The organism is Conexibacter sp. CPCC 205762 (genome assembly GCF_030646155.1).
Taxonomy (GTDB): Bacteria; Actinomycetota; Thermoleophilia; order Solirubrobacterales; family Solirubrobacteraceae; genus Conexibacter.
This window is the reverse complement of record NZ_JAUTDN010000019.1, coordinates 63,234-88,005: the sequence shown is the minus strand read 5'-3', so window position 1 is coordinate 88,005 and position 24,772 is coordinate 63,234. Positions and strand designations below refer to the sequence as shown.

The window sequence follows — 24,772 nt, the reverse complement described above, 5'->3', positions numbered from 1 at the left end:
TGGCGGGCGTCCGTCTGCGCCCGCCACCCAGCTATGCCGTGCTCGCGTCCTGGATCAGGGGGCGGCTGTCGCCGCGTCCGGGTGGATCTGGAGGGTCTCCTCACCGGACTCGCCGGTGCGGATGCGGTACGCCTGCTCGACCGGGACGACGAACACCTTGCCGTCACCGATCGAGCCGGTCCGCGCGTGCTTCAGGACCGTGTCGACGATCGTCTGCGTGTCATGGTCGGAGACGACGCACTCGACCTTGATCTTCGGCCGCAGGTAGTTCGTCACCGACGTGCCGCGGTACTGCTCCGTGATGCCCTTCTGGCGGCCCGAGCCCTTGACCTCGATGATCGTCAGGGACGGGAAGCCGAGCTCGAGCAGCTCCAGCCGGATCGGCTCGAAGGCCTCGTGCCGGATGTATGCCACGACCAGCTTCATGCGGGAACCTCCGAGGCGCTGCCGATCGGGGCGGAGCCGGCGCCCGTCGGGCGCGGCGACCCGACGCCGATCAGCTCGGGAGCGGGGATGAACTGCTCAGGGTAGCCGTACATGCCGTGCTCGGCGATGTCGAGGCCGGAGTCCTCTTCCTCCTCGCTGACGCGGAGGCCGATCGTCGCCTTGATGATCGCGAACGTGATCCCGGAGAGGATGAAGACGCCGAAGAACGTCACGAGGACGGCGACCGCCTGGACGCCGAGCTGCTCGAGCCCGCCGCCGTAGAAGAGGCCGGCCTTGCCGACGCCGACCTGCTCGGCGAGCCGGTCGGAGGTGAAGAGGCCGCAGGCGAGCGTGCCCCAGATACCGGCCAGGCCGTGCGCGGAGAGCGCGCCGACCGGGTCGTCGATCTTCTTGTCGATCGCGAGCACGCCCGCGACGACGATGAAGCCGCCGATGAAGCCGATGATCGGCGCCGCCCACATCTCGACGTAGCCGGAGGGAGCGGTGATCGCGACGAGACCGGCGATCGCGCCGTTGCCCATCATGCCGACGTCGAGCTTTCTCGACAGCAGCCAGATCAGCAGGGTCGCGCCGAGGACGCCGCCTATCGCGCCCATGTTGGTGACGGCGATGACCTCGGCGAACTTGTTGTCCGTCGTGTTGAAGGTCGAGCCGCCGTTGAAGCCGAACCAGCCGAGCCAGAGGATCAGCACGCCGAGGCCGAGCAGCGGCATGCTGTGGCCCGGGATCGCGCGCGGCTTGCCGTCGGGGCCGAACTTGCCCTTGCGCGGGCCGAGGAAGAGGACGGCCGCGAAGGCCGCGGTGGCGCCCGTGAGGTGGACGACCGAGGAACCGGCGAAGTCCTGCACGCCAGAGCCGACTCTCGACAGTATGCCGACGCCGCTCCAGGCCGCGTGGGCGACCAGCGGGTAGATGAGGCCGATGAAGACGACCGCGAAGATCAGGTACGCGCCGAACTTGATCCGCTCGAGCGTCGTGCCCCAGACGATCGCGAGCGAGACCGTCGCGAACATCAGCTGGAAGGCCCAGAAGCCGACACCAGCAGCACCGACGGCCTCGCCGCCGAGCTCGGTGCTGTTACCGAGGAAGAAGCCGGCGCTGCCGATGATCTCGTGCGACGTGTCGAAGGCGAAGCCATAACCGACGGCCCACCAGATCAGCGAGCCGATCGAGAAGTTGATGAGGATCTTGGCGACGCCCATGCCGACGTTCTTGCCGCGCGACATGCCGATCTCGAGGAGCGCGAAGCCCGCCTGCATGAAGAAGACGAGACACGTGGCGAGCATCAGCCACGTCGTGTCGAGCTCGCCCTTGACGACGTCGACCGTCGGTCCATCCTGAGCCAGCGCGCCGGCCGGCAAGAGAAGTGTCACGAGCACGCCGAGTGCGGCGGCACGCCCCAGACGGGATTTAGGCACTGCAGAACCCTCCTGAATCGATTGCGAGCATGGCGCATCCTGCGTCAGCGAGGGGGGCGAATCATTGGACCGGTGTCGAAGATTCCTGTCCACACGGTTGTCCACGCGGTAGATCCCGGGTGTACAGAGGTGCGGGTGTGAGCCCTCCCGTGCACGGGAAAGGCGGGGATTTGCAGGCGGAAAGCTGCGACGAGGCGGTCTCGCGGCCTAGGCGGCCGCGGCGACCGCCTTCAGCTCGGGCGCGGCCGCGCGCAGCGCATATGCGCCCGCCAGGCCCGACCAGCGGCCATATGGAGCGAAGAAGCTGCGCACGTCCTGCTCGTCGACGCGGGCGCGCGGGTCGCCGGTCAGCAGCCGCCCGACGAGCTTGCGGTAGGCGAGGTCGCCGGCCGGCAGCTGGTCCATCCGGCCCTGGCCGAGCAGCGCCAGCACCTCGAGCGTCCAGCTGCCGATCTCGGGGATCGCGTCGAGCCGTCTCCAGCCGCGCTCGTGGTCGGCGTCGTAGAGGTCGACGCGGCCGCTGGCGACCTCCTGCGCGACCCGTCGCAGCGCGAGCGCGCGCTTGTCGGCGAGGTCGAAGGAGCACAGCAGCGCGGGCGCCTGCGCGGCGAGCGTCGCGGCGCTCGGCAGGTCGTGCAGATCGCTGGGGGCGTGGTGGCGGCCGAGCCGCCAGACGATCCGGCGCTGGATCGCGGCCGCCCGCACGTACTCGATCAGCTGCTCGGTGACGGCCCAGGCAAGCGCCTCGAACGGCACCGGCCGGCGCCGCAGGCGCAGCTGCGGGTGGGCGCGCACGGCGCCGCCGATCAGCGGGTCGTCGCGATGCAGCTCATGGAACTCGCGCAGGTCGTCGTCGACGCCGAGCGCGAAGCGCATCCGCTCGATCCCCCACGCCGCCGCCTGCTCGCTCGGCGCCTGCGCGCCGAACAGGACGCGATCGCGCGCCGTCTGCGCGACGCGCACGACGACCGGCTCCTCGCCGTGGTGCAGCAGCCGCCGCACGACGCCGTCGTGGCAGCGCAGGACGCCGTCCATCCCGCTCGTGCGCGAGAGCCGGAACGGCCACGGCGGCTCGACCTCGACGCGCAGCTCGGTCGTGCCGGCAGCGGGTGCGCGCCAGCCGCCGCCGCGCGGCCGCCGCCCCCGCGCCGCCGGCAGCGCGCTCACTGCTCGCGGCCGAGCAGGTGGATGTCGAGCAGGACCGAGCGGGTCGCGACGATCGGGAGCGCGTCGGCGCCCTTGCCGCGTCGGCGCCCGCCGAGCTTGAGGCCGCCGCGCTTGCGCGCGCGGTGAGAGATCGCCACGACCGTCGCCGCGCCGGCGACGAAGCCGGTCGCCGCGACCGCCGCCGCGCGCACGGCCGGCAGCTGCCGCGGCCGGACGCGCTCGAGCGCCCTCACCTCGTCGACGACGGGGACGGCGTCGACCGTCTCCTCGGGGTCGAGCGGCAGCGGGTGGTGGTCGGTGGGAGTCTCGCTCATCGCGCGTCGCGCATCGTGACAGCGGCGTCGGTCGTCACTCGGTCGTCGTCGGCTCTTCCGGCGCGATCGTCGGCACCGCGCTGGGGTCGAGCAGCCGCTCGAACAGACGGTAGCGCCGCACGACTCTGCCGCCCATCCCCTCCATCGCGCGGTTCATCGACTTGTTCGTCTCGAGGATCCAGCCCATCTCGCCGTAGGTCTGCGGAGTGACCTCGGCCGAGTCGAAGTGCATCTCGTAGAAGCGCGCGGCGACGCCGGTGTGCTGCCACTCGCGCTTGACGCCGAGCGCGAACACGCGGACGCGGTCGATCTTCTTGCGCCGCAGCAGGAACTGCAGCCAGCCGAACGGCAGGATGCGGCCGTTCATGTGCTTGAAGACCTGGTTGTAGTCGGGCACCGTCAGCGCCGCGCCGACCGTCTCGCCGTCCTTCTCGGCGACGAACGCCCAGTGCTCGTCGAGGATCGGCTTGAGCGTCTTGGCGTAGTGGCGGACCTCGCTCTCGGTCAGCGGCGAGAAGCCCCAGTTTCTCTCCCACGCCTCGTTGTAGACCTCGAGGAAGCGGTCGATCTCGGCGTTGATGTCCTTCTTGCGCATCGGCCGCACGGTGATCCCGTACTTGCTCTCGACGCGGTCGGCGACTCTCCAGATCGACGGGTGGACTCTGTCGCGCCCCGAGATCTCGAGGTGCCACATCAGCGTGTCCATCGCCTTCAGCATCCCCGCCTGCTCCAGCAGCCGCGGGTAGTAGCGGTGGGTCCAGTTGGTGAGGATGATCGGGTCCTGCTCGTAGCCCTCGACGAGCACGCCGCACTCGTCGTTGAGCGTGAAGTCGGCGGGGCCGACCATGCGGTCGCGGCCGCGCGCCCGCAGCCACTGCTCGGCCGCGTCCAGCAGCGCCTTCGCCGCCTCCGGGTCGTCCTCGCACTCGAAGAAGCCGAACAGACCCCATCTGTTGTCCTGGAACTCGTTCAGGACATGGTCGACCTGGGCCGTGACGCGCCCGACGGCGCGGCCGTCGCGGAAAGCGAGGAAGTACTGCGCCTCACCGTGCTCGAACCAGGGGTTCTTGCGGCGGTCGAGGAATCTGCGCCGATCCGCGATGAGCGGCGGCACCCAGTGCGGCTCGTTACGATAGAGCCGCCACGGCAGCTTGATGAAGGTTGTGAGGTCGCGCTTGGAGGCGACCGGCCGGACTTCGAGAGCCATCCGGCCAATCTATATGCCGACCACCACAGACGTATTCGACAAGGCCCGCACGCACGAGCGCGTCCTCCAGCTGAGAGCGGCACGAGAGCTCGACGCGGTGCCCTATTTTCGCCGGCTCGAGTCGGCGACCGCCCCCATCGTCGAGATGGAGGGCCAGCCGCGCATCATGCTCGGCTCCAACAACTACCTCGGGCTGACCGGCGACGAGCGCGTGAGAGCGGCGGCCCACGCCGCGATCGACCGCTACGGCACCGGCGTGACCGGCTCGCGCCTGCTCAACGGCACGCTCGACCTGCATCTCGAGCTGGAGGCCGAGCTGGCCGAGTGGTTCGGGACCGAGGACGCGATCGTCTACACGACCGGTCACCAGTCGAACCTCGGCGCGATCGGGACGATCCTCGGGCCGGGCGACACCGTCGTCGTCGACTCCGGCGACCACGCCTCGATCCTCGACGGTGTGCTGCTGTCGCGGGCGAAGATGCGCGTCTTCCGCCACAATCGGCTCGACCTGCTGGAGAAGCGCCTGCAGCAGGCGGAGGGAGACGGCGGCGGGATCCTCGTCGTCGTCGACGGCGTCTTCTCGATGGAGGGCGACGTCGCCCCGCTGCCGCAGATCGCCGACCTGGCCGAGCGCTACGGCGCGCGGCTGATGGTCGACGAGGCGCACGGGCTCGGCGTGCTCGGCGCACGCGGGGCGGGCGCCTCGGAGCTGCTCGGCGTCGAGGATCGCGTCGACCTGCGGATGGCGACCTTCTCGAAGTCGCTCGCCTCCTGCGGCGGCGTGATCGCCGGCCCGACCGACGTGATCGACTTCCTGCGGATCCAGTCGCGGCCGTTCCTGTTCACCGCCTCGGCGGTGCCGGCGGCGGTCGGCTCGGCGCTGGCGGCGGTGCGGATCTGCCGCTCCGAGGAGGGCAGAGCGCTGTTCGCGAGGGTGCTCGAGAACGGCGCCTACCTCAACCAGGGGCTGCGCGAGCTCGGCTTCCACGTCGTCGACCCGGTCGCGATGCCGGACGGCTCGACGGTCGCGACGCCGATCGTGCCGGTGCTGGTGGCGGACGACTGGAAGGCCGCGCTGCTGTGGAAGCAGCTGTACGAGGCCGGCGTGTACGTCAACGTCGCGCTGCATCCGGCGGTGCCGCCGGGCGGGGCGCTGCTGCGCACGAGCGTGATGGCGACCCACGACCGCACGACGCTCGACAGAGCGCTGGAGCAGTTCGCCGCCGTCAAGCGGGCGTTCGAGGCCGAGCACGGCCCGCTGCCGAGCGCCGCCTGAGCGGCGCCCGGATCGCAGTTCCCGAGGCCCGACGCACCGCGGTCACCGCAGATGTCGCTCCCGATTCGGGAGCGCATCTGCGACGGCGTCCGCGGCGACCTGATATGAGCCTGGCGCACCCTCGATGCGCCGCTTTCCGGGTGTCAACAAAAAGGCCGCTAGTAGCGGTTGATGAGAAGGTTCACCATTGACCGTTCCGGGGGGCAACGCATACGTTCTCAAGACGTTCACAGGCGATCTCGCGCCGCGGCCGATGCGTCTCTTACGAGGGAGAGCGCAGACGCCAAGGGAGGCGTCCGAGTCCCCCGCCGGTGGACGTGACAGCGGTGAGCTGACCCCCTCAGCCGGCCGCCCTGTCGATGGCCTACTCGTATCGGAGGCAGGGAGAAAGAGTGCAGATGGACGGGTTGCCGACGATGACCCCTGGGCCGCAGCATCTGCGAGCCCTTGAACGTGCAAACCGCGTGCGCCTCGCGCGCGCCGAGCTCAAACGACGCATCGCCGACGGGGAGATCTCCGCCGCCGACGTGCTGCTGAGCACCCCCTGGGAAGCCGAGTCGATGGCGCTCGGTGACGTGCTGATGAGTCAGCGGCGGTGGGGAAGCACCCGCTGTCGCAAGTTCCTGGCGATGTTCCGGATCCAGGAGACCAAGCGCATCGGCTCGCTGACCGAGCGTCAGCGGCTCGCGCTGGCGGCGCAGTTGGACGCGCACGCCAAGATCGAGCATTCGGTTCGCCTCGAGGCGGCCGGAGCGCTGATCAGCGCCTGACGGTTGACGACGCGTCCCGTGCCCGAGCAGAAGGGGCGGGAACGGGACGCGTCGACCGTCGGGCGCGCGGCGGGCGCACGTCCTCCTCAGAGTCTTGGCCTGCTCAGCCCCGGCTGGGCGCGAAGCCGGGACCGCGCGTGGCGATCTCGACGATGTTGCCGTCCGGGTCGCGGACGTAGATCGAGCGGAAGGCGCCGCGGTCGAAGACGTCGGTGCAGCCGACGCCGCGCTCGCGGAGGTAGTCGCGCCAGGCGAGCTGCTCGTCGGCCGACTCGACGACGAAGCAGACGTGGTGGACCGAGCCGGCGCCGACGACCCCGTCGGGCAGCTGTGGATACTCCATGAACGAGATCAGCGTGCCCGGCGAGCCGTGTGCATCGCCGAACCAGAAGTGACGCGTGGTCGGGTCGTCGTCGTTGACCCCCTGCTCGACCAGCGCCAGCCCGAGCACGTCCCGGTAGAAGCCGGTCGTCCGATCGAGGTCGCGACAGATCGCGGTGACGTGGTGGAGCCCGGTCAGCCGCATCCGCTGCGGCTCGTCGGGCTGTGGCGTGGCGGCGAGCTGCTCAGGCCCCCGCGGCGGTTCAGCGCTCATCGCAGAGGAGCATATCCGCGCCGGCGGCGCGGGCTGTCAGCGAAGCGATTCCGCCGCCGAGCGGCGAGGCGCCAGGCACGGCCCGGAGGCGTCCGCCGCGCCGCTCAGCGGACCTTGACGCCGAAGCCGCCGGAGCGCTTCTTGAAGAGCGCGCGCCAGCCGATGAAGCCGAGCCCGAAGACGACGACCGCGATCGGCACGATCGTGTCTCTGCGCGCGCTCGTGCCGATGCTGAGCAGCAGCATCGTCGCGATCCCGCCGACGCCGGCGAGCAGCGTCGTGTGCGAGCGGTAGCCGCCGAGGTGCTCCCGCAGCGCCACCTCCAGCCCCGCGACGGAGCCGAGCAGCACCGCCCCGACCAGCAGCACCCCGCCAGCGTGCCCGCGCACGACGAAGCCGGCCGCCGCCAGCACGATCGCCGACAGCACGCACAGCTCCACGAGCGGAAATCTCCCCCACGGCGGCAACGGAGCCTCCTCCCGCCGCGACCGCCCCCGCGCGACGCGACGCTGCGCGTCGTCACGAGCGATCGCCGAGGGCCCTCGCCGGCTCTCCGCTCGCGCCGGGCGCGCCCGTGCAGTCGCCCGCAGCGCCTCGTCCCGCCCGGCTCTCAGCGCCGATGCTCTCTCGCTGCCCGCAGGCGCCGACGATCTCCCCGCCGACGCCTCCGAGCGAGTGCTGCGCGACTTCCGGCTCCGGCGCCCCATGGAGACGCCAGCGTACCGGACCATGGTCGGCTGCCTGCCGGTGGTCAGGCGGCTAGCGGGCAGCCGGAGGAGATCTTCACGTGCCACCAGCCGGCGAGCATGCCGATCAGGCCGAGGCGGGGACGTGACTCCCAGGCGCCGCAGCCGGGCTCGCCGACGTCGCGGCGGGTGATGCGGACGAAGCGGTATCTCGCGGGATCGCGCAGGAGGGCGGTGAGCTGGTCGCGCTTGAGCGCCTCGCGCACGGCGCGCTCGCGGTGGACGACGCGGACCTCGTGGAGGCGTTCGGCAAGATCGTCTCGGAGGCGCTCCAGCTCACCGAGGCCGAGCAGGCGCGGGCCGGCGAGGTCCGGCGTGGCGGTTGACCAGACGATGCGGTCGTCCGGCGTGCTGCGGGCGGCGGCCTCGGCCAGCTCCCGTTCGAGCTTCGCGATCTGGCCGCGCAGCGTACGACGGGCGGCGGTCTCGCGGGGCGCCAACGGCGGTGCGAGCGCAACGGCGGGCGGCGGCGCCAACGACAGGCCGAATGCGGCCTCGTCAGCACCGGCCTGCGGACTGCTCCGCAGCGTGCTCGGATGCTCGATCACGCTCGCCATCAGGCGATTCTACCTGCGCCGCGCCGCTTTCGGGTGCGCAACCGCAGCGTGGCGCGTCAGGTGCGGAAGGCGCTCGGCAGCGGCAGGCGGGCGCGCGCGCTGGCGCGCGTGGCGCGTCACGACTGGAGCGTCTCGGCGCAAGTCCACAGCGCCTCCTCGACGGAGATCGCTTCGACGCCCTCCACCACCACCGCGAACAGCTGCACACGGGTCGTTCCCTTGCCGACCAGGCGATTCGGCGCCGGCTCTCCGAACAGCTCCGCGATCGGGCCGCGCTCGTCGGCGACGACGATCCGGCCGGGCGCCAGCAGCGGCGCCCGCTCGCCCTCCCCCAGCCGCTCGCTCTCGCCGCTCAGGCGCAGGCCGAGGCGGCCTTCGACCGCAGCCGCGTCGAGCGCCCACAGCGGCACGCCGGTCTCCATCAGCGCGATCGTCAACGCATCCTGCAACAGCCCCTGTGACGGGAAGCCGCCCTGCAGCAGCCGCTGCAGCGCGGCCGCCTCGACCGGCACGCGCGTCACGTCCGGGTCGATCCCGACGTGGCGGAAGAAGACGCGGTAGGCGTGCGGCACAGGGCGCTGGCGCAGCACCATCGCATCGGCGCCGCGGAAGCGGTCGGCGAGCAGCGCCAGCCGCTCACGCACACCCTTCGGCGAGCGGCCCAGCCGTCGTTCGAGGTCGACGTCGCAGAGCGTCAGGCCGAGCCGCGGGAACTCAGCGGAGAGGCGATCGGAGACCCAGCCCGGGCGAGTCGGCGGGGCGCTCATCCAAGCTGCTCCCGCGCGCCGCCGGCGCGTGTGTCGCGCACGGGGCTCACAGCTCTCTCACCCGCTCCGCCAACTGCACCGCGCTGACACCGCCGAGCAGCGTCTCGGCGACGGCGCCGCCTCTGTGCGCCAGCACGACCGTCGGGCAGACCGCGATGCCATACAGGTTGGCGACGGCGCCGTCGCGGTCCTGCGCCAGCGGAAAGCGCCAGCCGTGCTTCTGCGCGAGCACCCTGAAGTCCTCGCGGTCGCCCTTGATGCCGACCGCGGCGAACGACACGTCGGGGAATCTGCCGCTGATCTCCTGCATCGCGTCCAGCTCGTCCGCGCACTTTCCGCCCTTCGCGGTCAGGAAGGCGAGCACAAGCGGGCCTCTTCTGACGAGCGTGCAGACGTTCAGCGCGCGCGGGTCCTCGACCGCGCAGGCCGGAACGTGGCCGGCATCGCCCTGGTCGGCTCTCGTCGCGACGTTGGCGTCGCCTTCCAGCGAGCTGTCTACGAGCGGCGCGGCGAAGACCGGCAGCGGCGCTCCGGCCGCCGGACCGCTCGAGCCCGGCCCTTCCGTGCGGAGCGTGTTGAGCAGAATGTAGGCGAGCACGACGATCCCGACGATCCCGACGATCCACCCGTAGCGCCCACGGGCCGGCGACGGCGGCGGCGAGGCGGGCGGCCGCTCCGGTCCGCTCATGCGGTCGTGCGCGCGGCCGGGCCGTCGCCGCGGCGGCGCGGGCGCGGCAGCCAGCGGAAGGCGCGCGCGAAGACGCCGCGCTCCGCCAGCACGAGCGCCGACGGCAGCACGACCAGCACGCCCAGCAGCGAGACGGCGAGGTCGATCACGGTCACGATGCCGAAGTCGCGCAGCATGCGGATGTCGGAGAAGGCGAGCACGCCGAAGCCGGCGATCGCGGTCACGCCCGAGGCGACGACGGCGCGGCCGGTCGAGCGGTAGCTGCGCAGCAGCGCCTCGCCCAGCTCCAGCCCGCCGGCGCGCTCCTGGCGGAAGCGCTCCGCCAGCAGCACGCTGAACTCGGTCGAGATCGCGATCACGAGCGCGCCCAGCGTCGCCGACAGCGGGTTGAGCGGGACGCCGGTGAGGAACAGGACGAGCGCCGACCAGCCGGTCGCGAGCGCGATCGGCAGCAGCGGCACGAGCGCGCGCCCGGCGCTGCGGAAGACGGCGAACAGGACCGCGGCGACGGCGAGCAGGCCGAGCACGACGGTCAGCAGCCGCCGCGGCGCCGAGGACAGGTCGGCGTTCGCCTGCGCGGTCACGACCGGCAGCCCGGCCAGCTCGGCGGCGACGCCCTTCGGTGGGTTCAGCTCGGCGCGCATCGCGTCGACGACCTGCTGCTGCTGGTCCAGCGGCATCAGGCGGATGCCGAAGGCAAGCGTCGCGGCGGTGCGGTCGCTGGTGAGGACGGCCGAGGAGAAATACGGCGGCAGCGTGTCGAGCAGCCCGTCGAGCTGCTGCTGCGTTCTGACGTTCGCGCCGGCGAGCAGGTCGGGCAGCGACAGCGCGGGGCACAGTCTCGCGTTCGCGCAGCCGCTTCTGGCGTCGTAGCCGAGCCGTCTCAGCACGCGCGTCTGGTAGTCGGCCATCCACGTGACGACGGCCGGCGTCGCGACCGCGTCGCCGCGGACGACGACGTCGATCTCACCGGAGGAGCCGGTCGCGTCCTGCAGCGTCGTCAGGTCGGCGAGCGCCGGCAGGTCGGCCGGGACGAGCTTCGTCACGTCGGAGACGACTTCGGTGCGCGTCTCCGCCGCCCAGCCGAGCGCGGCGAGCGCGAGCGCGACGACGAGCACGCGGCCGGGGCGGCGCAGCGACAGAGCGACGAGCCCGGCCGCCGTCGGCCGGCGGCGCACCAGCGCGGCGACCGGCCGCGGCCGCGCGAGCGCCCGTCCGGCGCCGGCGAACAGCTCCCGCGCGCCGGCGGCCGAGGCGGCGATCGCACCACCGATGCGCCGAGCGCCGGCCGCGATAGCGGTCCCGAGCACGGCGAACGGGCGGGCGACAGTGGCGAGCCGGCGAAAGCGGCTCCGCGGGCGGGTCGCGGCGTCGGCTGCCCGCGGCGCGCGGTTGGCGAGCGCGAGCGCGGCGGCACCAGCGGTCAGCGTGACGGCGAAGGCGAGCGCGATGCCGACGACCAGCAGCAGGCCGAAGCCGCGCACCATCGGCACGGGCGACAGCAGCAGCACGAGGAAGCCGGTCGCGGTCGCGAGCGCGGCGGTCGCGATCGTCGGCGCGCCGGCGCGGGCGGCGAGGCCGACGGCGGCGGCGCCGTGCTGGCCGGCGGCGCGCTGCTCCTCGACGCGCGACTGGAACTGGATCGCGTAGTCGACGGCGAGACCGATCAGCACCGGCAGGACGGCGATCGACGCCATCGTCAGCTGCACGCCGGCAAGCCGCATCAGGCCGAAGGTGAGGCCGGCGGCGGCGAGCGCGAGCACGAGCGGCAGCAGCCGCAGGCGGGCGCGGAAGACGAGCAGCAGCACGAGCGCCATCGCCGCGACGGCGGCGCCGAGCAGCAGCGTCAGCTCGCCGGTCAGCGTGTTCGCAAGACCGTCTATGACGACCGGGACGCCGGAGACGACGTAGCTGCCGCCGTGTCTCAGTCTGAACAACGGCATCTCGGTCGCCGCGCGCACCAGCGCGATCGCCCGCGCGCGCTCCTGCTCGCTGAGGTCGTCGCGCAGCCGCACCTGGATCAGCGCGCTGTCGGCGTTCGGGAAGAGGTAGGCGAAGCGGCTCTTCGGCTGGTCGGCGCCGAGGGCCGGATCGAAGACGATCTGCGAGACGAACGCTCTGTTGTCGATCGACGGCGAACCCTTCAGGCCGCTGTCGAGCGCGAGCTGCTGGAGCGCTCTGAGCGCCTCCTGCTGCGCGCGCGTCTCAGCCGCTCTGCCTGCCGCCTGCTGCTCAGCCACGCTCTTGCCCGCTCTTCTGGCGGCGGCGATCGCGGCGGTTCTCTCCCGCGCCGCCTGCGTCGCGGCCGCGCCGAGCCGCGCGTAGACGGCCTGCTGGATCGTGTTCGCAGACTGGTTGAGGAAGGTGCCCGGCCCGTAGACGACGCGCGCCGGCTTCAGCTCCGCCAGCTTCGCGCAGGCGCTGTTTGCGCTGCCGTACGGCTGCTGACCGCTCGGGACGTTGCCGGAGAGACAGCCCTCCAACTGCACCAGACGGCCGAGGTCGTCGGTCAGCGTCAGCTGCGTCAGCTTCTCCCGCACGAGCACGAAGATCGCGTCGTCGCCGAAGTCCTCGTGGTAGTCGGCGGTCGCGCCGCCGGCCGCCGACGAGCGGCTGGCGAGCGAGTCGGTGCTCGTGCTCGGCTGCAGCCCGAGCGCCAACGCGCCGCCGCCGAGCGCCAACGCGCCCGCGACGAGCAGGACGACCAGCGGATGCCCTGCTGCGGCCCGCGCGACGCGCTCCAACGCGGCCCGCATCGTCACGGTCTCGTCGGCGGATCCGCGACGACGTGTGGATAGTCGCCGGCGAAGCCCGGGAATCTCCCCTGCAGCCGGCAGGGCGGTGCGGGGACGTCTGCGTAGCTGCCGCTGACGATGTTGTTCGATCCGGGCGGGTCGGCCTCCACGCGGAAAGCAACTGTCTGAAGGAACGCCGCTGCGTCGGCACCGATACCGCCGATGATCTCCGGCAGGTTGGCGGGCAGGTTCGGGACCGGACGCAACCCATCGGTGCATTGACGCGTCTCGAACGAGGCGAGGCCGCGCACCAGCTCGTCAGCGGTGCCGGGCGAGCGGTAGGGGTTGCCGCGGTTGTAGGCGAGCCGTCTCGGATAGATGCCGAGCACCTCGGGCGTGATCGGGGCCGTGCCGCGCAGGTAGCCCGGTCTGTCGCCACCGATACCGTTCGCGGCGACCGTGAAGTTGCCGAAGAAGGCGTCGATCTCAGGCAGGTACGCGCTGATGTACTTCAGCACCGGGTTGAGCGTGCGCGTGAACGGATCGAGCTGACCGAGCGCCGGGCGCAGGTCATCCAGGAAGCGCGTGAAGGCCGGCAGGCCTCTGTAGGAAGCGGTGATGAGCGGCCCGAGGTCGACGAAGAAGTCGCGGAACGGCGGCGCCAGCCGCGACAGCGACTGCAGCGTCGGGCTCAGCTCCTGCGCGACCGGCTGCAGCTGGCGCACGAGCGGATCGGTCTCTCTCGCGAACTGGTCGAGCCGCTCGACCGTCATCTGCGACTCGCGCTCGAAGGTCGGCAGCGCCTTGAAGAGCGCCTGCAGCGACGCGTTGCGGTCGCCGACCGTCGCGAAGACCGTGTTCGAATTCGAGATCAGGTCGCGCAGCTCGCCGTTGCGGCCGGCGAGCGCGTCGAAGACGACCGCCGAGTTCTTCACGAGGCCCTGCACGGCCGGTCTCTGTCTGTCGAGGATCCGCAGCAGGTCGGTCGTGTTCTCGGCGAACGGCGCGAGGTTGCCGAGCGCGTCGTTGAAGTCCTGGCCGCGGCCTCTGAGGCCGGCGGCGGTCGACTGCATCCAGACCTGGAAGTCGCGCCGCGTCTTGTCGTCGAGCGAGCGGAAGATCTCGTCCAGCTCGACCGTTCTCTGCACCTGGCCAGGCTTGAGGGCGCCGCCCTCGCGCAGCAGCCCGGCCGACTTGTTGCCAGGCGTCAGCTCGACGTAGGTCTCGCCGAGCAGCGTCTTCTGGCGCAGGATCGCGCGCGCGTCCTTCGGGATCGGCGCATAGCGCTCGTCGAGCTGAAGCGTCGCGTTTGTCGTGTTGCCAGGGCCGAGCTCGAGCTTGACGACCTTGCCGACCGGCACGCCAGAGATGCGCACGTCGGCCTGCTGCGCCAATTGCGCCGCCTCCGGGAAGTAGGCGTGGAACTGGTAGCCCTTCGGCTTCAGCGGCGTCGAGCCGCCGAACGAGATCCACAGGTACAGCAGCAGCCCGAAGCAGGACAGGGCGAAGCCCGCCATGACGAGGATGCGACCGAGTGTCGGAGCTTGCTTCTGCATCAGCGGCTCATCTGATCAATCTGCAGAGGGGGGCATTGTCGGCGAGGAGTCTTCTTCCGAGCGGGTCTGTCGGGTCCACCTGCACGTCAGGCAGCCCGGAGAGCTGTGACGTCAGCGTCAACGCCGCCTGTGCTGGGTTGGCGCTGCCCTTGAGGGCGCCGATACCAGTGAGGTTGCCGCAGTTGACGAGCAGTGCGGAGCGCAGCAGCGCGCCGTTGGCGTCCTGCGTCGACAACGCCGAGTTCGCGAGGTGGCCGAGCCAGGTCAGGTAGAAGAGGTAGCCCTCTCTGCCGTTCTGTCTGTACGTCAGCGCGTTGAGGAACTCGTTCAGGATCGAGAAGGTCGTGACGAGGTCAGGCGACGCGGCCGCAAGCTTCTGCGCTGCCGGCCGCAGCTGCTTGACCACCGGCGTGGCGGCGACGGTGAACGGCCGGATCTGCTCCTCGATGATCGGCGTCGTCTCGGTCAGGAACGGACGTGTCGCTCTCAGCGCGGGGCCCAGCTCACGTGCGAACGGCCGCAGCGACTCCAGCGCCGGCCCGGCCGCGTCGGCGAATCTTCTCGTCGACTCCAGCGCCGTCCGCGTCGTCTGAAGCGTGCTCGGAAGCAGTTGGAGCGTCTGCTCGATGTTGTCGCCCTGGTCGGCGAAGCGGCGCAGGACCGCCTGCGAGCTGTCGACGAACGTCGCCAGCTTGCGGTCGTCCTGGCTCAGCGCCTCGGTCAGTCTGCCGAAGTTGGTGACGGCCCGTCTGATGTGTCTGTCGCGCGTTCTCAGCAGCTCGGTCGCTCTGCGCGCGTCGCGCGCGAGCGGGTCGAAGCGGCGGAAGACCTGCGCCAGCTCCTGGCCGTTGCCGGTCAGGCCGACGGAGGCGGTGTTGAGCAGCAGCTGCAGATAGGTGCGCGTGTCGGCGTCGAGGACGGAGAGGATCTCGTCGAGGTTGACGTCCGGTCTCGTCTGCGAGACGGGGAGCGTGTAGCCGTCTCTGACGCGCTCGGCGCCGTCGCCTCTGGTGCCCGGGTCGAGCTCGACGATCATGTCCTTGAGGCCGGTCTTCGGCCGCAGCAGCATCGTCGCGTTCGTGTAGATGTCGTCGTATCTCGGGTCGATCCGCATCGTCACGAGCGCGCGGCCGTCCTTCAGCTCGACGTTCGAGATCTCGCCGACCTGGACGCCGGCGATGTCGACCGTCTGCCCCTGGCCCGGCGTGACCGCCTGCGCGGTCGAGAACTCGCCCTTGAGGATGAACTCCTCTCTGCCGACGATCGGCACCCACGTCGGGAAGGAGATCCGCTGGTTGGCGAGGATGTAGCCGCCGACTATCGCGGCGACTATCACGAGGCCGAGGATCGCGAGGAAGTCGCGCAGGTGCTTGCGGATCGCGGTCGTCATCTGCCGCCCCCGTTCGCGAGCGGGTTGAGGCGCGACAGCAGCTGCGCGCCGAGCGACGGCGTCGCCTCGGAGCCGACGATCGCGCCCGTGTCGGCGGCAGCATCAGTAGCGGCGGAATCCGTTTCACCGGCCGTCGCAAGCGCGCTCGTTCCGGCCGCCGGAGTCGTACCCGTGGTCGTCTCAGTCGTCGTTTCGGTTCTTCTCACGATCGGCGGAGCGATCGGCACGACAACGCTCGTCGGCGCCTCGCCCGGACCGGCCTGCGGGCCGTTGAGGTTCGGAACGCCGCTGCGCTTGCACGCTCTGTCGGTGCGGATGAGCGGTGGGCTGCTTGGGTAGAGCGGACGCGTGCCGAGCGGTCTCTCGGTCGTGTTGCCAACGAAGGTCGTGTTGCCGAATCTCGATCTGCCGGGAGACCACTGCCACTGCCCGCCGGCAGCGCTCGCGCGCAGCATCTGGCCGTTGCCGTCGAAGCTCTGGCCGCTCGCCGCCATTCCGGCGAGGCCGTACCAGAACTCCTTGTACGCCTCGACGACGCTGCCGTCGGAGCGGCGGGTCGTGAGCGCGCCGTCGTCGAGCTTCACGTTGCCGGCCGGCAGGATCACCTTGTCGAAGCACTGCGAGAAGTCGTCCAGCTGCGGCAGCAGCTCGATCGAGGCGCTCGTGAGTCTCGCGAGATCCTGCGTCGTCGGCGTCAGCTCGGCCATCAGGCCCTGCAGCTCGTCGGGGCCGAGCAGCGCGCGCGTCTGCTCTATCCACGGGAACGAGGCGTCGACCGTCGCGGCCGTCTGCTTGACGCCCGGCAGGATCTCCTTCGCGAAGGCGCGCACCGACGGCAGCGCTCTGTCGACGCTGTTGAGCGCGCTTCTGGCCGTCCGCAGCGTCGGCGGCAGCTCCTGCAGCGTCGCGCTGAGGTTGCCGCTCTGGTTCGCGAACGCGGACGCGGTCAGGCTGAAGTTGACGATCAGATCCTGCAGCTGGCCCTCGCGGCTGTCGAGCGTGCGTGCCAGTCTCGCGATCCCCGCGATCGTGCGTGCGAGGTCGCCCGGCCGCTCGCCGCGCAGCGCATCGTTGACGACTGCCGTCCCCTGCAGCGCCGGACCGGCGTTGTCGTAGGAGCGGTTTATCGCCTCGGCGCCGGTCAGGCCCTGGACCTCCGGCGGCAGCTCGGAGTCCTGCTCGGCGGTCGGCTTCGAGTTGAGCGCCGCGCCGTACTCCTCCAGCACATGCTGGAGGTCCTCGCGCGAGTCCGACTGCAGCGCGGTCAGCAACTGGTCGAGCTGGACCGGCGTCGACGTCTGCGTGACGGGGATCGTGCCGCCGCTGTCGATGTCCGGCGAGCCGGGGGTGCCGGGCTGCAGGTCGACGAAGAAGTTGCCCTCGAGGAAGATGCGCGGCCGGATCTTGGCGGTCGCGTCCTTGTGGATCGGGAGCCCCTTGTCCTCGATCTCCATCGTCACTTCGGACAGGTTCGTGTCCTTGTAGCGGCTGACCGACTTGACTCTGCCGACGTTGACGCCGGCGATGCGGACGGGAGAGTTGGGACGCAGGTTGTTCGACGTCTCGAAGACGGCGTTGACGCGGTAGCCGTGCGTGAACGGGATGTGCTTCGCGAACGCGAGGTAGATCGGTATCACGAGCACGATCAGCGCGATCAGGCCGATGCGGAAGCGACTCCACTGTCTGCGCCGCGTCGGCGCCGTCGTCCTTCTGGCCGGCGTCACGGGGTGTCCTTCGGCTGCAGAGGGAACGGCTTCGGGCTGACTCTGATGGTTCTGGTCGGCGTTCCGGCCGGGTTGCCAATCGAGAGTCTCTCGAAGCTGTACGTTTCGTTGCCGGCCATGCAGACCCCGCCCTGGCCAGGCGCGCCGACCTTCGGGTATGGGTTCGAGTGCAGGAAGTTCGCGTGCGGGGTCCGCGAATCGGTCGAGTTGGCCGGCGCTGATGCCGGTCCCGCCTCGCTGTTCGGGCCGACTGGCGCAGCAAACGGCGCCAACGTCAGCCACGAGCCCTGCGGTCTGTCGCCCGCGCTGCGGTCGCCGAGGATCGAAGCTCCGTTGTTCAGCAGCAATGCGACGTAATTGCAGTTGCGCTGCATCGTCGCGAGGTTGGTGATCGTCGGCGACAGCACGTCGACCGTCTCGTGGAGGCTGTCGATGCCGAGCGGCACCTGCGGGTCCTCCGCGAACGCCTCGACCGATCTCATCGTGCGGCCGAGCCGCTCGTTCAGCGCCGAGGCGCGCATGATCGTTCTCGTGCCGACGGTGAACGCCTCGGCCAACAGCGGCGCGGAGGTGCGCAGCGCTCTCGTACCAGGCTGCAGGTCGGCGAACAGCTGCTCGGAGTCGTTCAGGAAGGTGCGCTGGAAGGGGAAGTCGCGGATCGCCGCCTCCATCGCCGGCGGGCCGCCGGTGATCGAGTCCTGCAGGTACGGACGGGCGACGTCGGCGAACGCGGTGAACGTGACCGCGAGGTTGCGGAACAGGTCGGCCTGCGTCTCGGCCACCGGTGCGACCGTGCTCGCCAGCCGCGCCGCGGCCTGGATGAAGCCGCGCAGATCGGTGTCGGGCGAGACGAGGTTCGCCATCACCGGAACGAGGTATCTCGTCAGCGGGTCCAGCTCGACGACGGCGCGGTTGAGGTCGACGCCGCGGCCGGCGAGCGCGTCGCCGAAGATCCGCAGGTTCTCCTGGTTCGCTCTCCGCGTTCTCTCGTCGAACATGTTGAAGAACTCGTCGATCTCGACCGGTCTCGGCGTCGACTTCGAGATCCCGATCGTCGCGCCGTCCTTGTAGCCCTCTCTGGAGCGCCCGCGAGTGATCTCGAGGTATTTGAGGCCGACGGCCGATCGCGGCCGCACGATCAGCGTCGAGTCCTTCGGCAGCGGATCGATGTCGGTGTCGAGCTTCAGCGTCAGTCTCGCGGTGACTCTGCCGCTTCTCGCGACGACCGGATCGATCGAGGAGATGATCCCGACGCGGTAGCCGCCGATCCGCACCTCATTGCCCGTCACGAGGTTGCCGGCGTCGGGCACGTTGGCGTAGAGCTTGTAGGTCGGCACGAACGGCAGGCCGTTGTTGGCGTTGTACGCCAGGAAGACGGCGATGATCACGACCAGCACGGTCGCGGCGCCGATCAGCACCGGGTTGCCGGCGACGGATGCGCTGCGGCGGTTCATCGCACCGTCTCCGTCCCGAGCAGATAGCCGAGCACGCCGGCGCGCGGGTCCTCTCCGTCGCCGGACGCGCTGCCGAGCGCGCTCTGCTCGTCGCCCGTACCGGTGTCGGCAACCCCATCGGCCGCTGCCCCGGCAGCCCCTGTGGTCGCCTTCGGCGCCGCGGCCGTAGGCAACGCGACGGTCGGCAGCGTGAGACCGCTGCTGGCGTCAGCACCCGTCTCCGACGCGCCGCTGTCCAGTGTGGAGGCGCTCGCCGAGGCGCCAGCCGCCGCCTGTCTGCGGTCCCAACCTGTCGAGCAGGAGATGTTCGGTTCGACTGCCTCTCTGAGGCAGATCGTCAGCAGGGCATACACCCGCGCGTAGTGGCTCACCGAGTCGTAGCCGTTGAGCGCGCCGGAGAAGCCGAGCGTCGTGCGCATGAAGTTCTGGATGCCGTACTCGCTTCTCAGCGATCTGAGGCCGGTCGCGAACTGGTTGCCGAGCGGGCCGACGGCGGTCGCGAGCTGGTTGAGGTCTCTGATCACCGGTCTCGCGGCGACGAGCGCTCTTCTGGAGATCTCGGCCGCGTCGCCGAGCGTGCGGAAGGTCGGCAGCGCCGCCTCGCTGAACGGGCCGAGCTGCGCGAACAGCTGGTTGATCGACGGAGCCGCCGCGCCGAGGTCCTCGAAGACCGGCGTCGCCGCCTCGGTGAAGCCCTGCAGTCTCTGCATCGTCGGTCTCAGCTCGGTGAGGAACTGCGGCAGCAGCTCGAAGTTCCGCTCCAGCGCGTCGCCCTTCTCGGCGGTCGCGGTCGCGGTCGCGCCTGCCTTGTCGATGAAGCGGGTGATCGACTCGCGCTCGCGCGCCAGCGGCGACAGGTCGAGGTCGGAGTCCTCGGCCAGCTTCGCCAGCGTCTGGTTCTCGTCGGCGAGCACCTTGAGGAACTTGTCGAAGTTGTCGAGCGCCGGGTTGGCGCGGCGGATCGCCGCTCTCAGCTCCTCGCCGTTGCCGGCGAGACCGGTGCCCAGCTCGTTGATGATCAGCGCCAGCCGCTCCCGCTCCGGCACCTGCATCACGTTGTTGAGCATGTCGAGGTCGACCGACGACTGCGTCCGGCTGATCGGCAGCAGGTACTCGCCCTTGCCCGGCCCGTCTCTGATCCGTCTCAGCGACGGCGCCGGTCTCTCGCCCTCGTTGCGCGGCTGCGTCGGCTCGCAGGCGACGTACTTCTCGCCCAGCAGCGACTGCAGCCGCACCGCGCAGGTGGCGTCCTGCTTGAAGTCCTTGAAGGCCGGATCGGTGATCTCCAGCACCACCGCCGCCTTCTTCTGCGGCGTCACCTCCAGCGCGGAGATCGTGCCGATCACGACACCGGAGGCCTTCACGTCCTCCCCGGGCACGAGGAAGCCGGCGTTGTCGAAGATCGCCCGCACCTTGTAGCTGCTGTCAGAGCGCGCGCCCGTGCCGACCACCAGCACGACCAGCGCCGCCACGATCACCGCGGTTATCGCGAGCAGCCGCTTCACGGGCCCTGGAGCGTGTTCGAGGGATCGCAGTCGCCGCCCGGCGCCTGCCACGGGTTGGAGCCGTCCGGCCGCGCCTGGCTCGCGCCGCCCGGGCAGCGCCGCGTGGCGGTGCCTCTGAGGCCGGCGAGGCGCTGGTCGGGTGAGACCGGGTTGAGCTGATTGGAGCTGGCGTCGTAGGAGAACGCGCCGAAGTTGGCCATCGCGCGTGCATAGTGGCCAGTCGCGTCGTAGTTGGCCGATGCCTGCCCGAAGCTGTTGAGCCAGCCGATCAGCTCCGGCGAGTAGGGCCGGAAGAAGTCGACGACCGGCTGGCCGGCGCGCATCGCGCTGACCGAGTTCTTGAACGCGGGCGAGCCGACCTGCTGCAGCTGCGGCAGCATCTTCACGAGGTCGGTCGCGTCGTTGTCGGGACCGGGCGTGCTGACGAACGTGCTGAGGTCCTCGAAGGTCGGGACGGCCTCGTTCACCAGCGGGCGGAACTCGCGGAAGAATCTGTCGAGGTCTCTCGTCGCCGGATACGAGGCCTCGACCAGCGGGTCGAGGTCGTCGAGCGCCGAGCGCAGGTCGCGGAAGGTCGAGCTGGCCTCGCGCAGCGTCCCGGGCGCCTCGTCGAGCGTCGCCGCGAGGTTGCCGTTCTCTCTCGCGATCGCGCCCATCATCACGTTGAGGCTGGAGATCAGCGTCGACAGCTGCTCGCGCTTCTCGCCGACGGCGACGACGACTCTGGCGCCGCTGACGAGCGCGCCCTCGAGGTTTCTCTGGTCGCGCGTCAGCTCTTGCACCAGTCTCGACGTCGTCGACAGCGCGGGGCTGAAGTACTTGGCCGCCTGCGAGACCTCTCTCTCCTTGCCGGCGTACTGCGTCGCCGAGCCCTGGATCACGTCGACCAGGCCTCTGCGCGTGCGGTCGTCGAAGGTGTTGAAGAGCTGGTCGATGTCGACCACGGAGGTCGTGTCGGTCGTCGGCAGCGTCGCGTCGGCCTTCAGCTCGGGGTTGCTGTTCGCCCCCGGTGACAGCGCGATGTAGCGGTTCGCGACGCTGGAGAGCGACGACAGGCGGATCGTCGCGGTCGTCCCCTCGTGCAGCGGCGCGTACGGCTCCTCGACGGTGATCGTGACCTCGGCCTGGTTGTTGTCGGTCAGCTTGATGTCATCGACCCCGCCGACGCGGCGGCCGCCGATCTGCACGTCGTTGCCTCTCACGAGCTGGCCGGCCGTCTCGAACACGAGCTTGTACTGCTGGCCGCCGCCACCGCCGAGCAGCACGATCACGACGACCGCGACGACCAGCAGCAGCGCGCCCAGGGCAGCGCCACGGGCAACGGTCACGTGCCCGCCTTCCGGCTGGCCGATTCGATGACGGCGAAGAGGGTCAAGGTGTGGTCCGCGACAGTCCTATTCCATCCCGAGCGGGCCCTGCGACTCGCCGCTGAGGAACTGACGGACGAACGGGTTCTCGGAGGCGAACAGATCTCTCGCCGGCCCCGACTCTACGATGCGGCCGCGCCAGAGGACTGCAATGAACTCGGCGACGCGCCGCGCGCTGGCGATGTCGTGGGTGATGACGACGTAGGCGCCGCCGTTCTCGGCATGGACTTCCTTGATCAGCTCGCACAGCAGCGCGGTGCGGACCGGGTCGAGGCCGGAGTCGGGCTCGTCGAAGAGGACGATCTCGGGATCGAGCACGAGCGCGCGCGCGAAGCCGGCGCGCTTGCGCATGCCGCCCGACAGCTCGTTCGGCATCTTGTCGTGCGAGCCGGCGAGGCCGACCTCCTTCAAGCGCCGGTTGACGATCTCGGAGATCTCCTCCTCGCCCTTGTCGGTGTGCTGCCGCAGCGGGAAGGCGACGTTGTCGAACAGGTTCATCGAGCCGAACAGCGCGCCGTCCTGGAACAGCACGCCGAACTTCTTGCGCATCTCGAAGAGGTCGTCGTCGACCATGTTCGGGACCGACTCGCCGTGGACGAGGATGTCGCCCTGGTCGGGGTAGAGCAGCCCGACCATGTGCTTGATGCAGACCGACTTGCCGGTGCCGGAAGGGCCGAGGATCATCGAGATCTTGCCCTCGGGGATGCCGAGGTTGAGGCCGCGCAGCACCTGGTTGCGGCCGAACGCCTTGTGCACGTCGACGAACTCGACGGCGTCCTCGACGCCCTCGACGGCGTGGCGCTCGTCGGTGTGCCAGCGGAACTCGTCCTCCTCGCCGGCCGGCTCGTCCGCGGGCTGCTGCTCGTTGACGACCGAGACGCGCGGCTCGAGCGCCCGACTCTCAGGCTCGAGCTCAGCCTGAGGGTACGAGTCCTTCTCCCCGCTGGGATCGTCGATCTCGCCCATGACCTCGCCCTGCTCGGCGGCGGCGGCGAACTCGCGCTCGTCTCTGTCGAGGCGATCGCGGTCGGTGTTGTCGGAGTCGCGGCTCACACGTCCCTCCCGATGTCGAGTCCGGTCCCCATCAGCGGATCAGGTTGATCTCGGGATGCGTCGCGAGCAGCGTCTGCGTGAAGACGTAGTTGAACGCGAAGATCCCCATGAAGGCTATGACGACGGCCTGGTTGACGGCGCGGCCGACGCCCTCGGCGCCGCCCGATGCGGTCATGCCCTTGTAACAGCAGACGATCGCGATGATCGCCCCGAACAGCGTCGTCTTCAGCATCGACCCCCACAGGTCGGTCGTCGACGCGTTCGTCAGGAAGGTCGCGAAGAACGGCCCCAGCGGCGCGCCGTAGACGAGCGTCGCGACGATGCCGCCGAAGATGCCGAACAGCAGCGCGTAGACGTTGAAGAGGCCGGTCACGACCATCAGCGCGAGGAAGCGCGGCACGACGAGGTTCTTGACCGGGTCGACGCCGAGCACCTGCAGCGCGTCCAGCTCCTCGCGGATCTTGCGCGCGCCGAGATCGGCCGTGATCGCCGTGCCGGCGACGCCGGCGAGCACGATCGCCGTCACGAACGGCGCGAACTCGCGGATCGAGGCCAGCACGAAGAAGCCGCCGAGACGGTCGAGCGCGCCGAACAGGACGAGGAAGTTCGCCGCCTGCAGCCCCGGCGCGCCGTACCCGAACGCGACCGTGGAGACGAGCAGCGGGAACCAGCACAGCTTCAGCGCGAACAGGAACTGCTGGATGAACTCGCCCCCATAGGGGTACGGCGGGCGGATCGCAGACACGATCGTCTTGCCCGTCAGGATCATCATGTCGCCGATCTCCTCGAGGGCGTTCCTCGTGGGAAGCAACGCTCGGTCGGCGACCGCTCGGACCATCTTGCTCTCGTCCTCCCTGGAAAACACGGGAGAAGGCACCCAGACGGCACCTTCCGCGGGACAGCGTATGGCACGGCCGGGACGTGTGCCAAACGGGAACCGTCAGACCGCTCCGAGCAGGAGACACGCGCTTCTATAAACGTCTGTGACCGGGGATCTCGCGCCTCTGGCAACCGGCGAGCGACGACCATGCCGCGTGCTATGTTCGCGCCGCTGTGCCCGGGAGAGACGCGATCCTCAGAGGCGGAACGGCGGCCGCCGCGGCCGTCGCCTTGACGCTTGCCGCGACCGTCGCCGGCTGCGGCGGCGGCGAGCGCCAGGACGCGAACGACGCCGACGGCACCTACAAGGTCGCGGTCGACGCCTCCTTCCCCGCGCGCCAGGCGCTCGCCGACGAGTCCGAGCTCAGACTGGTCGTCGCGAACAGAAGCGGGAAGCGGATCCCGAACCTCGCCGCGACGGTCGAGATGGCCGGCGACGGCGACCAGGCGCAGGCATTCTCGCGCCTGGACGAGAGCACCGGCCTCGCCTCGCGCTCGCGCCCGGTCTGGATCGTCGACCAGGGCCCCGGCATGACCGCCTACTCCGACACGTGGGCGTACGGCCCGCTGGAGCCGGGCAAGACGGCGACGCTCAGCTGGCAGGTGTCGGCGATCTCGGCCGGCAGATACAGAATCCGCTGGCGCCTCGCCGGCAGCCTCGGCGGCCGCGCGAAGGTCGTCCAGAGCGACGACCAGCAGGCGCAGGGCACCTTCGACGTCACGATCGGCCGCGCGCCCGCGCAGGCGCGCGTGGATGCCGACGGCCAGGTGGTCCGCGTGCCCGCCGGCGGCGACGAAGCCGCAGCCGGCCGCTGACGCGCCGGCCTGAGCCGACCGCAGCCGCACCGCAGCCGCACCGCACACAAGGGCCCGCGACGCTCGCGCGCCACGGGCCCTCGCGCTGCACGGACCGGCACCGCCCGTCATTACGATGCCGGAGCCGAGTTTTCGCACTGCTGCCCGCACGCCGCCGGGCCGAGACGGCAGCGCGCGAGATGACGGTACGAGCAGTCTGCGCAAGCGCGCCAAACGGCGCTTTGGACATCTGGAGAAAGATCGCTTGCGGGCTTTCGCCACGGCCGGCCGGGGCGCGACGACGGGTCCGTCCACGCGCCGCTTCCCGGAGCATCCGTGGCGACGGGGGTTCCCGGCCCTTA

Annotated in this window: 22 protein-coding genes; 3 read left to right on the top strand and 19 right to left on the bottom strand. The window is 70.5% G+C overall.

All coding sequences use genetic code 11. From position 1 onward, the window contains the following. Nucleotides 1-54 precede the first annotated feature (54 nt). From Q7L73_RS15980 to Q7L73_RS15960, 5 genes are all read right to left on the bottom strand, one after another. Nucleotides 55-426 (bottom strand): P-II family nitrogen regulator, encoded by a 372-nt coding sequence (locus Q7L73_RS15980; protein WP_304690738.1) that lies wholly within the window; start codon nucleotides 424-426, stop codon nucleotides 55-57. Next, nucleotides 423-1,820 carry an ammonium transporter gene (locus tag Q7L73_RS15975; protein ID WP_304715588.1) on the bottom strand — a complete coding sequence of 466 codons (1,398 nt, stop codon included), beginning with the start codon at nucleotides 1,818-1,820 and terminating at the stop codon, nucleotides 423-425. Before Q7L73_RS15975 ends, Q7L73_RS15980 begins: the two co-directional genes overlap by 4 nt. Nucleotides 1,821-2,072: 252 nt before the next feature. Next, nucleotides 2,073-3,032 (bottom strand): DNA-3-methyladenine glycosylase, encoded by a 960-nt coding sequence (locus Q7L73_RS15970; protein ID WP_304690736.1) that lies wholly within the window; start codon nucleotides 3,030-3,032, stop codon nucleotides 2,073-2,075. Continuing rightward, the gene (locus Q7L73_RS15965; protein WP_304690735.1) at nucleotides 3,029-3,346 is read right to left on the bottom strand and encodes a hypothetical protein; all 318 of its coding nucleotides are present in this window, start codon (nucleotides 3,344-3,346) and stop codon (nucleotides 3,029-3,031) included. Before Q7L73_RS15965 ends, Q7L73_RS15970 begins: the two co-directional genes overlap by 4 nt. A 34-nt stretch (nucleotides 3,347-3,380) precedes the next feature. Continuing rightward, a complete protein-coding gene (locus Q7L73_RS15960) occupies nucleotides 3,381-4,553 on the bottom strand; it encodes a hypothetical protein (protein WP_304690734.1) in 1,173 nt (390 codons plus the stop codon). 13 nt (nucleotides 4,554-4,566) lie between these two features. Between Q7L73_RS15960 and Q7L73_RS15955 the strand changes: the two genes are divergently transcribed. Together Q7L73_RS15955 and Q7L73_RS15950 are read left to right on the top strand one after the other, a co-directional pair. Further along, nucleotides 4,567-5,829, top strand: a complete 1,263-nt coding sequence (locus tag Q7L73_RS15955; protein ID WP_304690733.1) for an aminotransferase class I/II-fold pyridoxal phosphate-dependent enzyme — start codon at nucleotides 4,567-4,569, stop codon at nucleotides 5,827-5,829. 398 nt (nucleotides 5,830-6,227) lie between these two features. After that, nucleotides 6,228-6,599: a hypothetical protein gene (locus Q7L73_RS15950; protein ID WP_304690732.1), complete on the top strand. Its 372-nt coding sequence runs from the start codon at nucleotides 6,228-6,230 to the stop codon at nucleotides 6,597-6,599. Nucleotides 6,600-6,702: 103 nt separating this feature from the next. Here Q7L73_RS15950 and Q7L73_RS15945 read toward each other — a convergent pair whose 3' ends face one another. From Q7L73_RS15945 to Q7L73_RS15880, 14 genes are all read right to left on the bottom strand, one after another. Then, nucleotides 6,703-7,194: a VOC family protein gene (locus Q7L73_RS15945; protein WP_304690731.1), complete on the bottom strand. Its 492-nt coding sequence runs from the start codon at nucleotides 7,192-7,194 to the stop codon at nucleotides 6,703-6,705. A 104-nt stretch (nucleotides 7,195-7,298) separates the two neighbouring features. Continuing rightward, entirely contained in the window at nucleotides 7,299-7,661 is a 363-nt protein-coding gene (locus Q7L73_RS15940) for a hypothetical protein (protein ID WP_304690730.1), read from the bottom strand. Nucleotides 7,662-7,945: 284 nt separating this feature from the next. Further along, nucleotides 7,946-8,497: a hypothetical protein gene (locus tag Q7L73_RS15935; protein WP_304690729.1), complete on the bottom strand. Its 552-nt coding sequence runs from the start codon at nucleotides 8,495-8,497 to the stop codon at nucleotides 7,946-7,948. A 116-nt stretch (nucleotides 8,498-8,613) separates the two neighbouring features. Then, entirely contained in the window at nucleotides 8,614-9,264 is a 651-nt protein-coding gene (locus Q7L73_RS15930) for a hypothetical protein (protein ID WP_304690728.1), read from the bottom strand. 46 nt (nucleotides 9,265-9,310) lie between these two features. Further along, nucleotides 9,311-9,952 (bottom strand): redoxin domain-containing protein, encoded by a 642-nt coding sequence (locus Q7L73_RS15925; RefSeq protein WP_304690727.1) that lies wholly within the window; start codon nucleotides 9,950-9,952, stop codon nucleotides 9,311-9,313. After that, nucleotides 9,949-12,708 carry an MMPL family transporter gene (locus Q7L73_RS15920; protein WP_304690726.1) on the bottom strand — a complete coding sequence of 920 codons (2,760 nt, stop codon included), beginning with the start codon at nucleotides 12,706-12,708 and terminating at the stop codon, nucleotides 9,949-9,951. Before Q7L73_RS15920 ends, Q7L73_RS15925 begins: the two co-directional genes overlap by 4 nt. A 2-nt stretch (nucleotides 12,709-12,710) precedes the next feature. Next, nucleotides 12,711-14,243: an MlaD family protein gene (locus Q7L73_RS15915; RefSeq protein ID WP_304690725.1), complete on the bottom strand. Its 1,533-nt coding sequence runs from the start codon at nucleotides 14,241-14,243 to the stop codon at nucleotides 12,711-12,713. A gap of 7 nt (nucleotides 14,244-14,250) precedes the next feature. After that, nucleotides 14,251-15,633, bottom strand: coding sequence for an MlaD family protein (locus Q7L73_RS15910; RefSeq protein ID WP_304690724.1), 1,383 nt, complete (start codon nucleotides 15,631-15,633; stop codon nucleotides 14,251-14,253). Then, a complete protein-coding gene (locus Q7L73_RS15905) occupies nucleotides 15,630-17,357 on the bottom strand; it encodes an MlaD family protein (RefSeq protein ID WP_304690723.1) in 1,728 nt (575 codons plus the stop codon). The genes Q7L73_RS15910 and Q7L73_RS15905 overlap by 4 nt, the downstream gene beginning before the upstream one ends. After that, the gene (locus tag Q7L73_RS15900) at nucleotides 17,354-18,811 is read right to left on the bottom strand and encodes an MlaD family protein (protein WP_304690722.1); all 1,458 of its coding nucleotides are present in this window, start codon (nucleotides 18,809-18,811) and stop codon (nucleotides 17,354-17,356) included. Before Q7L73_RS15900 ends, Q7L73_RS15905 begins: the two co-directional genes overlap by 4 nt. Next, nucleotides 18,808-20,316 carry an MlaD family protein gene (locus Q7L73_RS15895; protein WP_304690721.1) on the bottom strand — a complete coding sequence of 503 codons (1,509 nt, stop codon included), beginning with the start codon at nucleotides 20,314-20,316 and terminating at the stop codon, nucleotides 18,808-18,810. The genes Q7L73_RS15900 and Q7L73_RS15895 overlap by 4 nt, the downstream gene beginning before the upstream one ends. After that, nucleotides 20,313-21,644, bottom strand: coding sequence for an MlaD family protein (locus tag Q7L73_RS15890; RefSeq protein ID WP_304690720.1), 1,332 nt, complete (start codon nucleotides 21,642-21,644; stop codon nucleotides 20,313-20,315). Before Q7L73_RS15890 ends, Q7L73_RS15895 begins: the two co-directional genes overlap by 4 nt. Before the next feature lie 66 nt (nucleotides 21,645-21,710). Then, complete coding sequence (locus Q7L73_RS15885) at nucleotides 21,711-22,736, bottom strand: ABC transporter ATP-binding protein (RefSeq protein WP_304690719.1); 1,026 nt, start codon at nucleotides 22,734-22,736, stop codon at nucleotides 21,711-21,713. Nucleotides 22,737-22,767: 31 nt separating this feature from the next. Further along, nucleotides 22,768-23,508: an ABC transporter permease gene (locus Q7L73_RS15880; protein WP_304690718.1), complete on the bottom strand. Its 741-nt coding sequence runs from the start codon at nucleotides 23,506-23,508 to the stop codon at nucleotides 22,768-22,770. A gap of 281 nt (nucleotides 23,509-23,789) precedes the next feature. On the opposite strand from Q7L73_RS15880, the gene Q7L73_RS15875 reads away from it, so the two are divergent. Beyond that, entirely contained in the window at nucleotides 23,790-24,431 is a 642-nt protein-coding gene (locus tag Q7L73_RS15875) for a hypothetical protein (protein ID WP_304690717.1), read from the top strand. The last annotated feature ends 341 nt before the right edge of the window (nucleotides 24,432-24,772 follow it).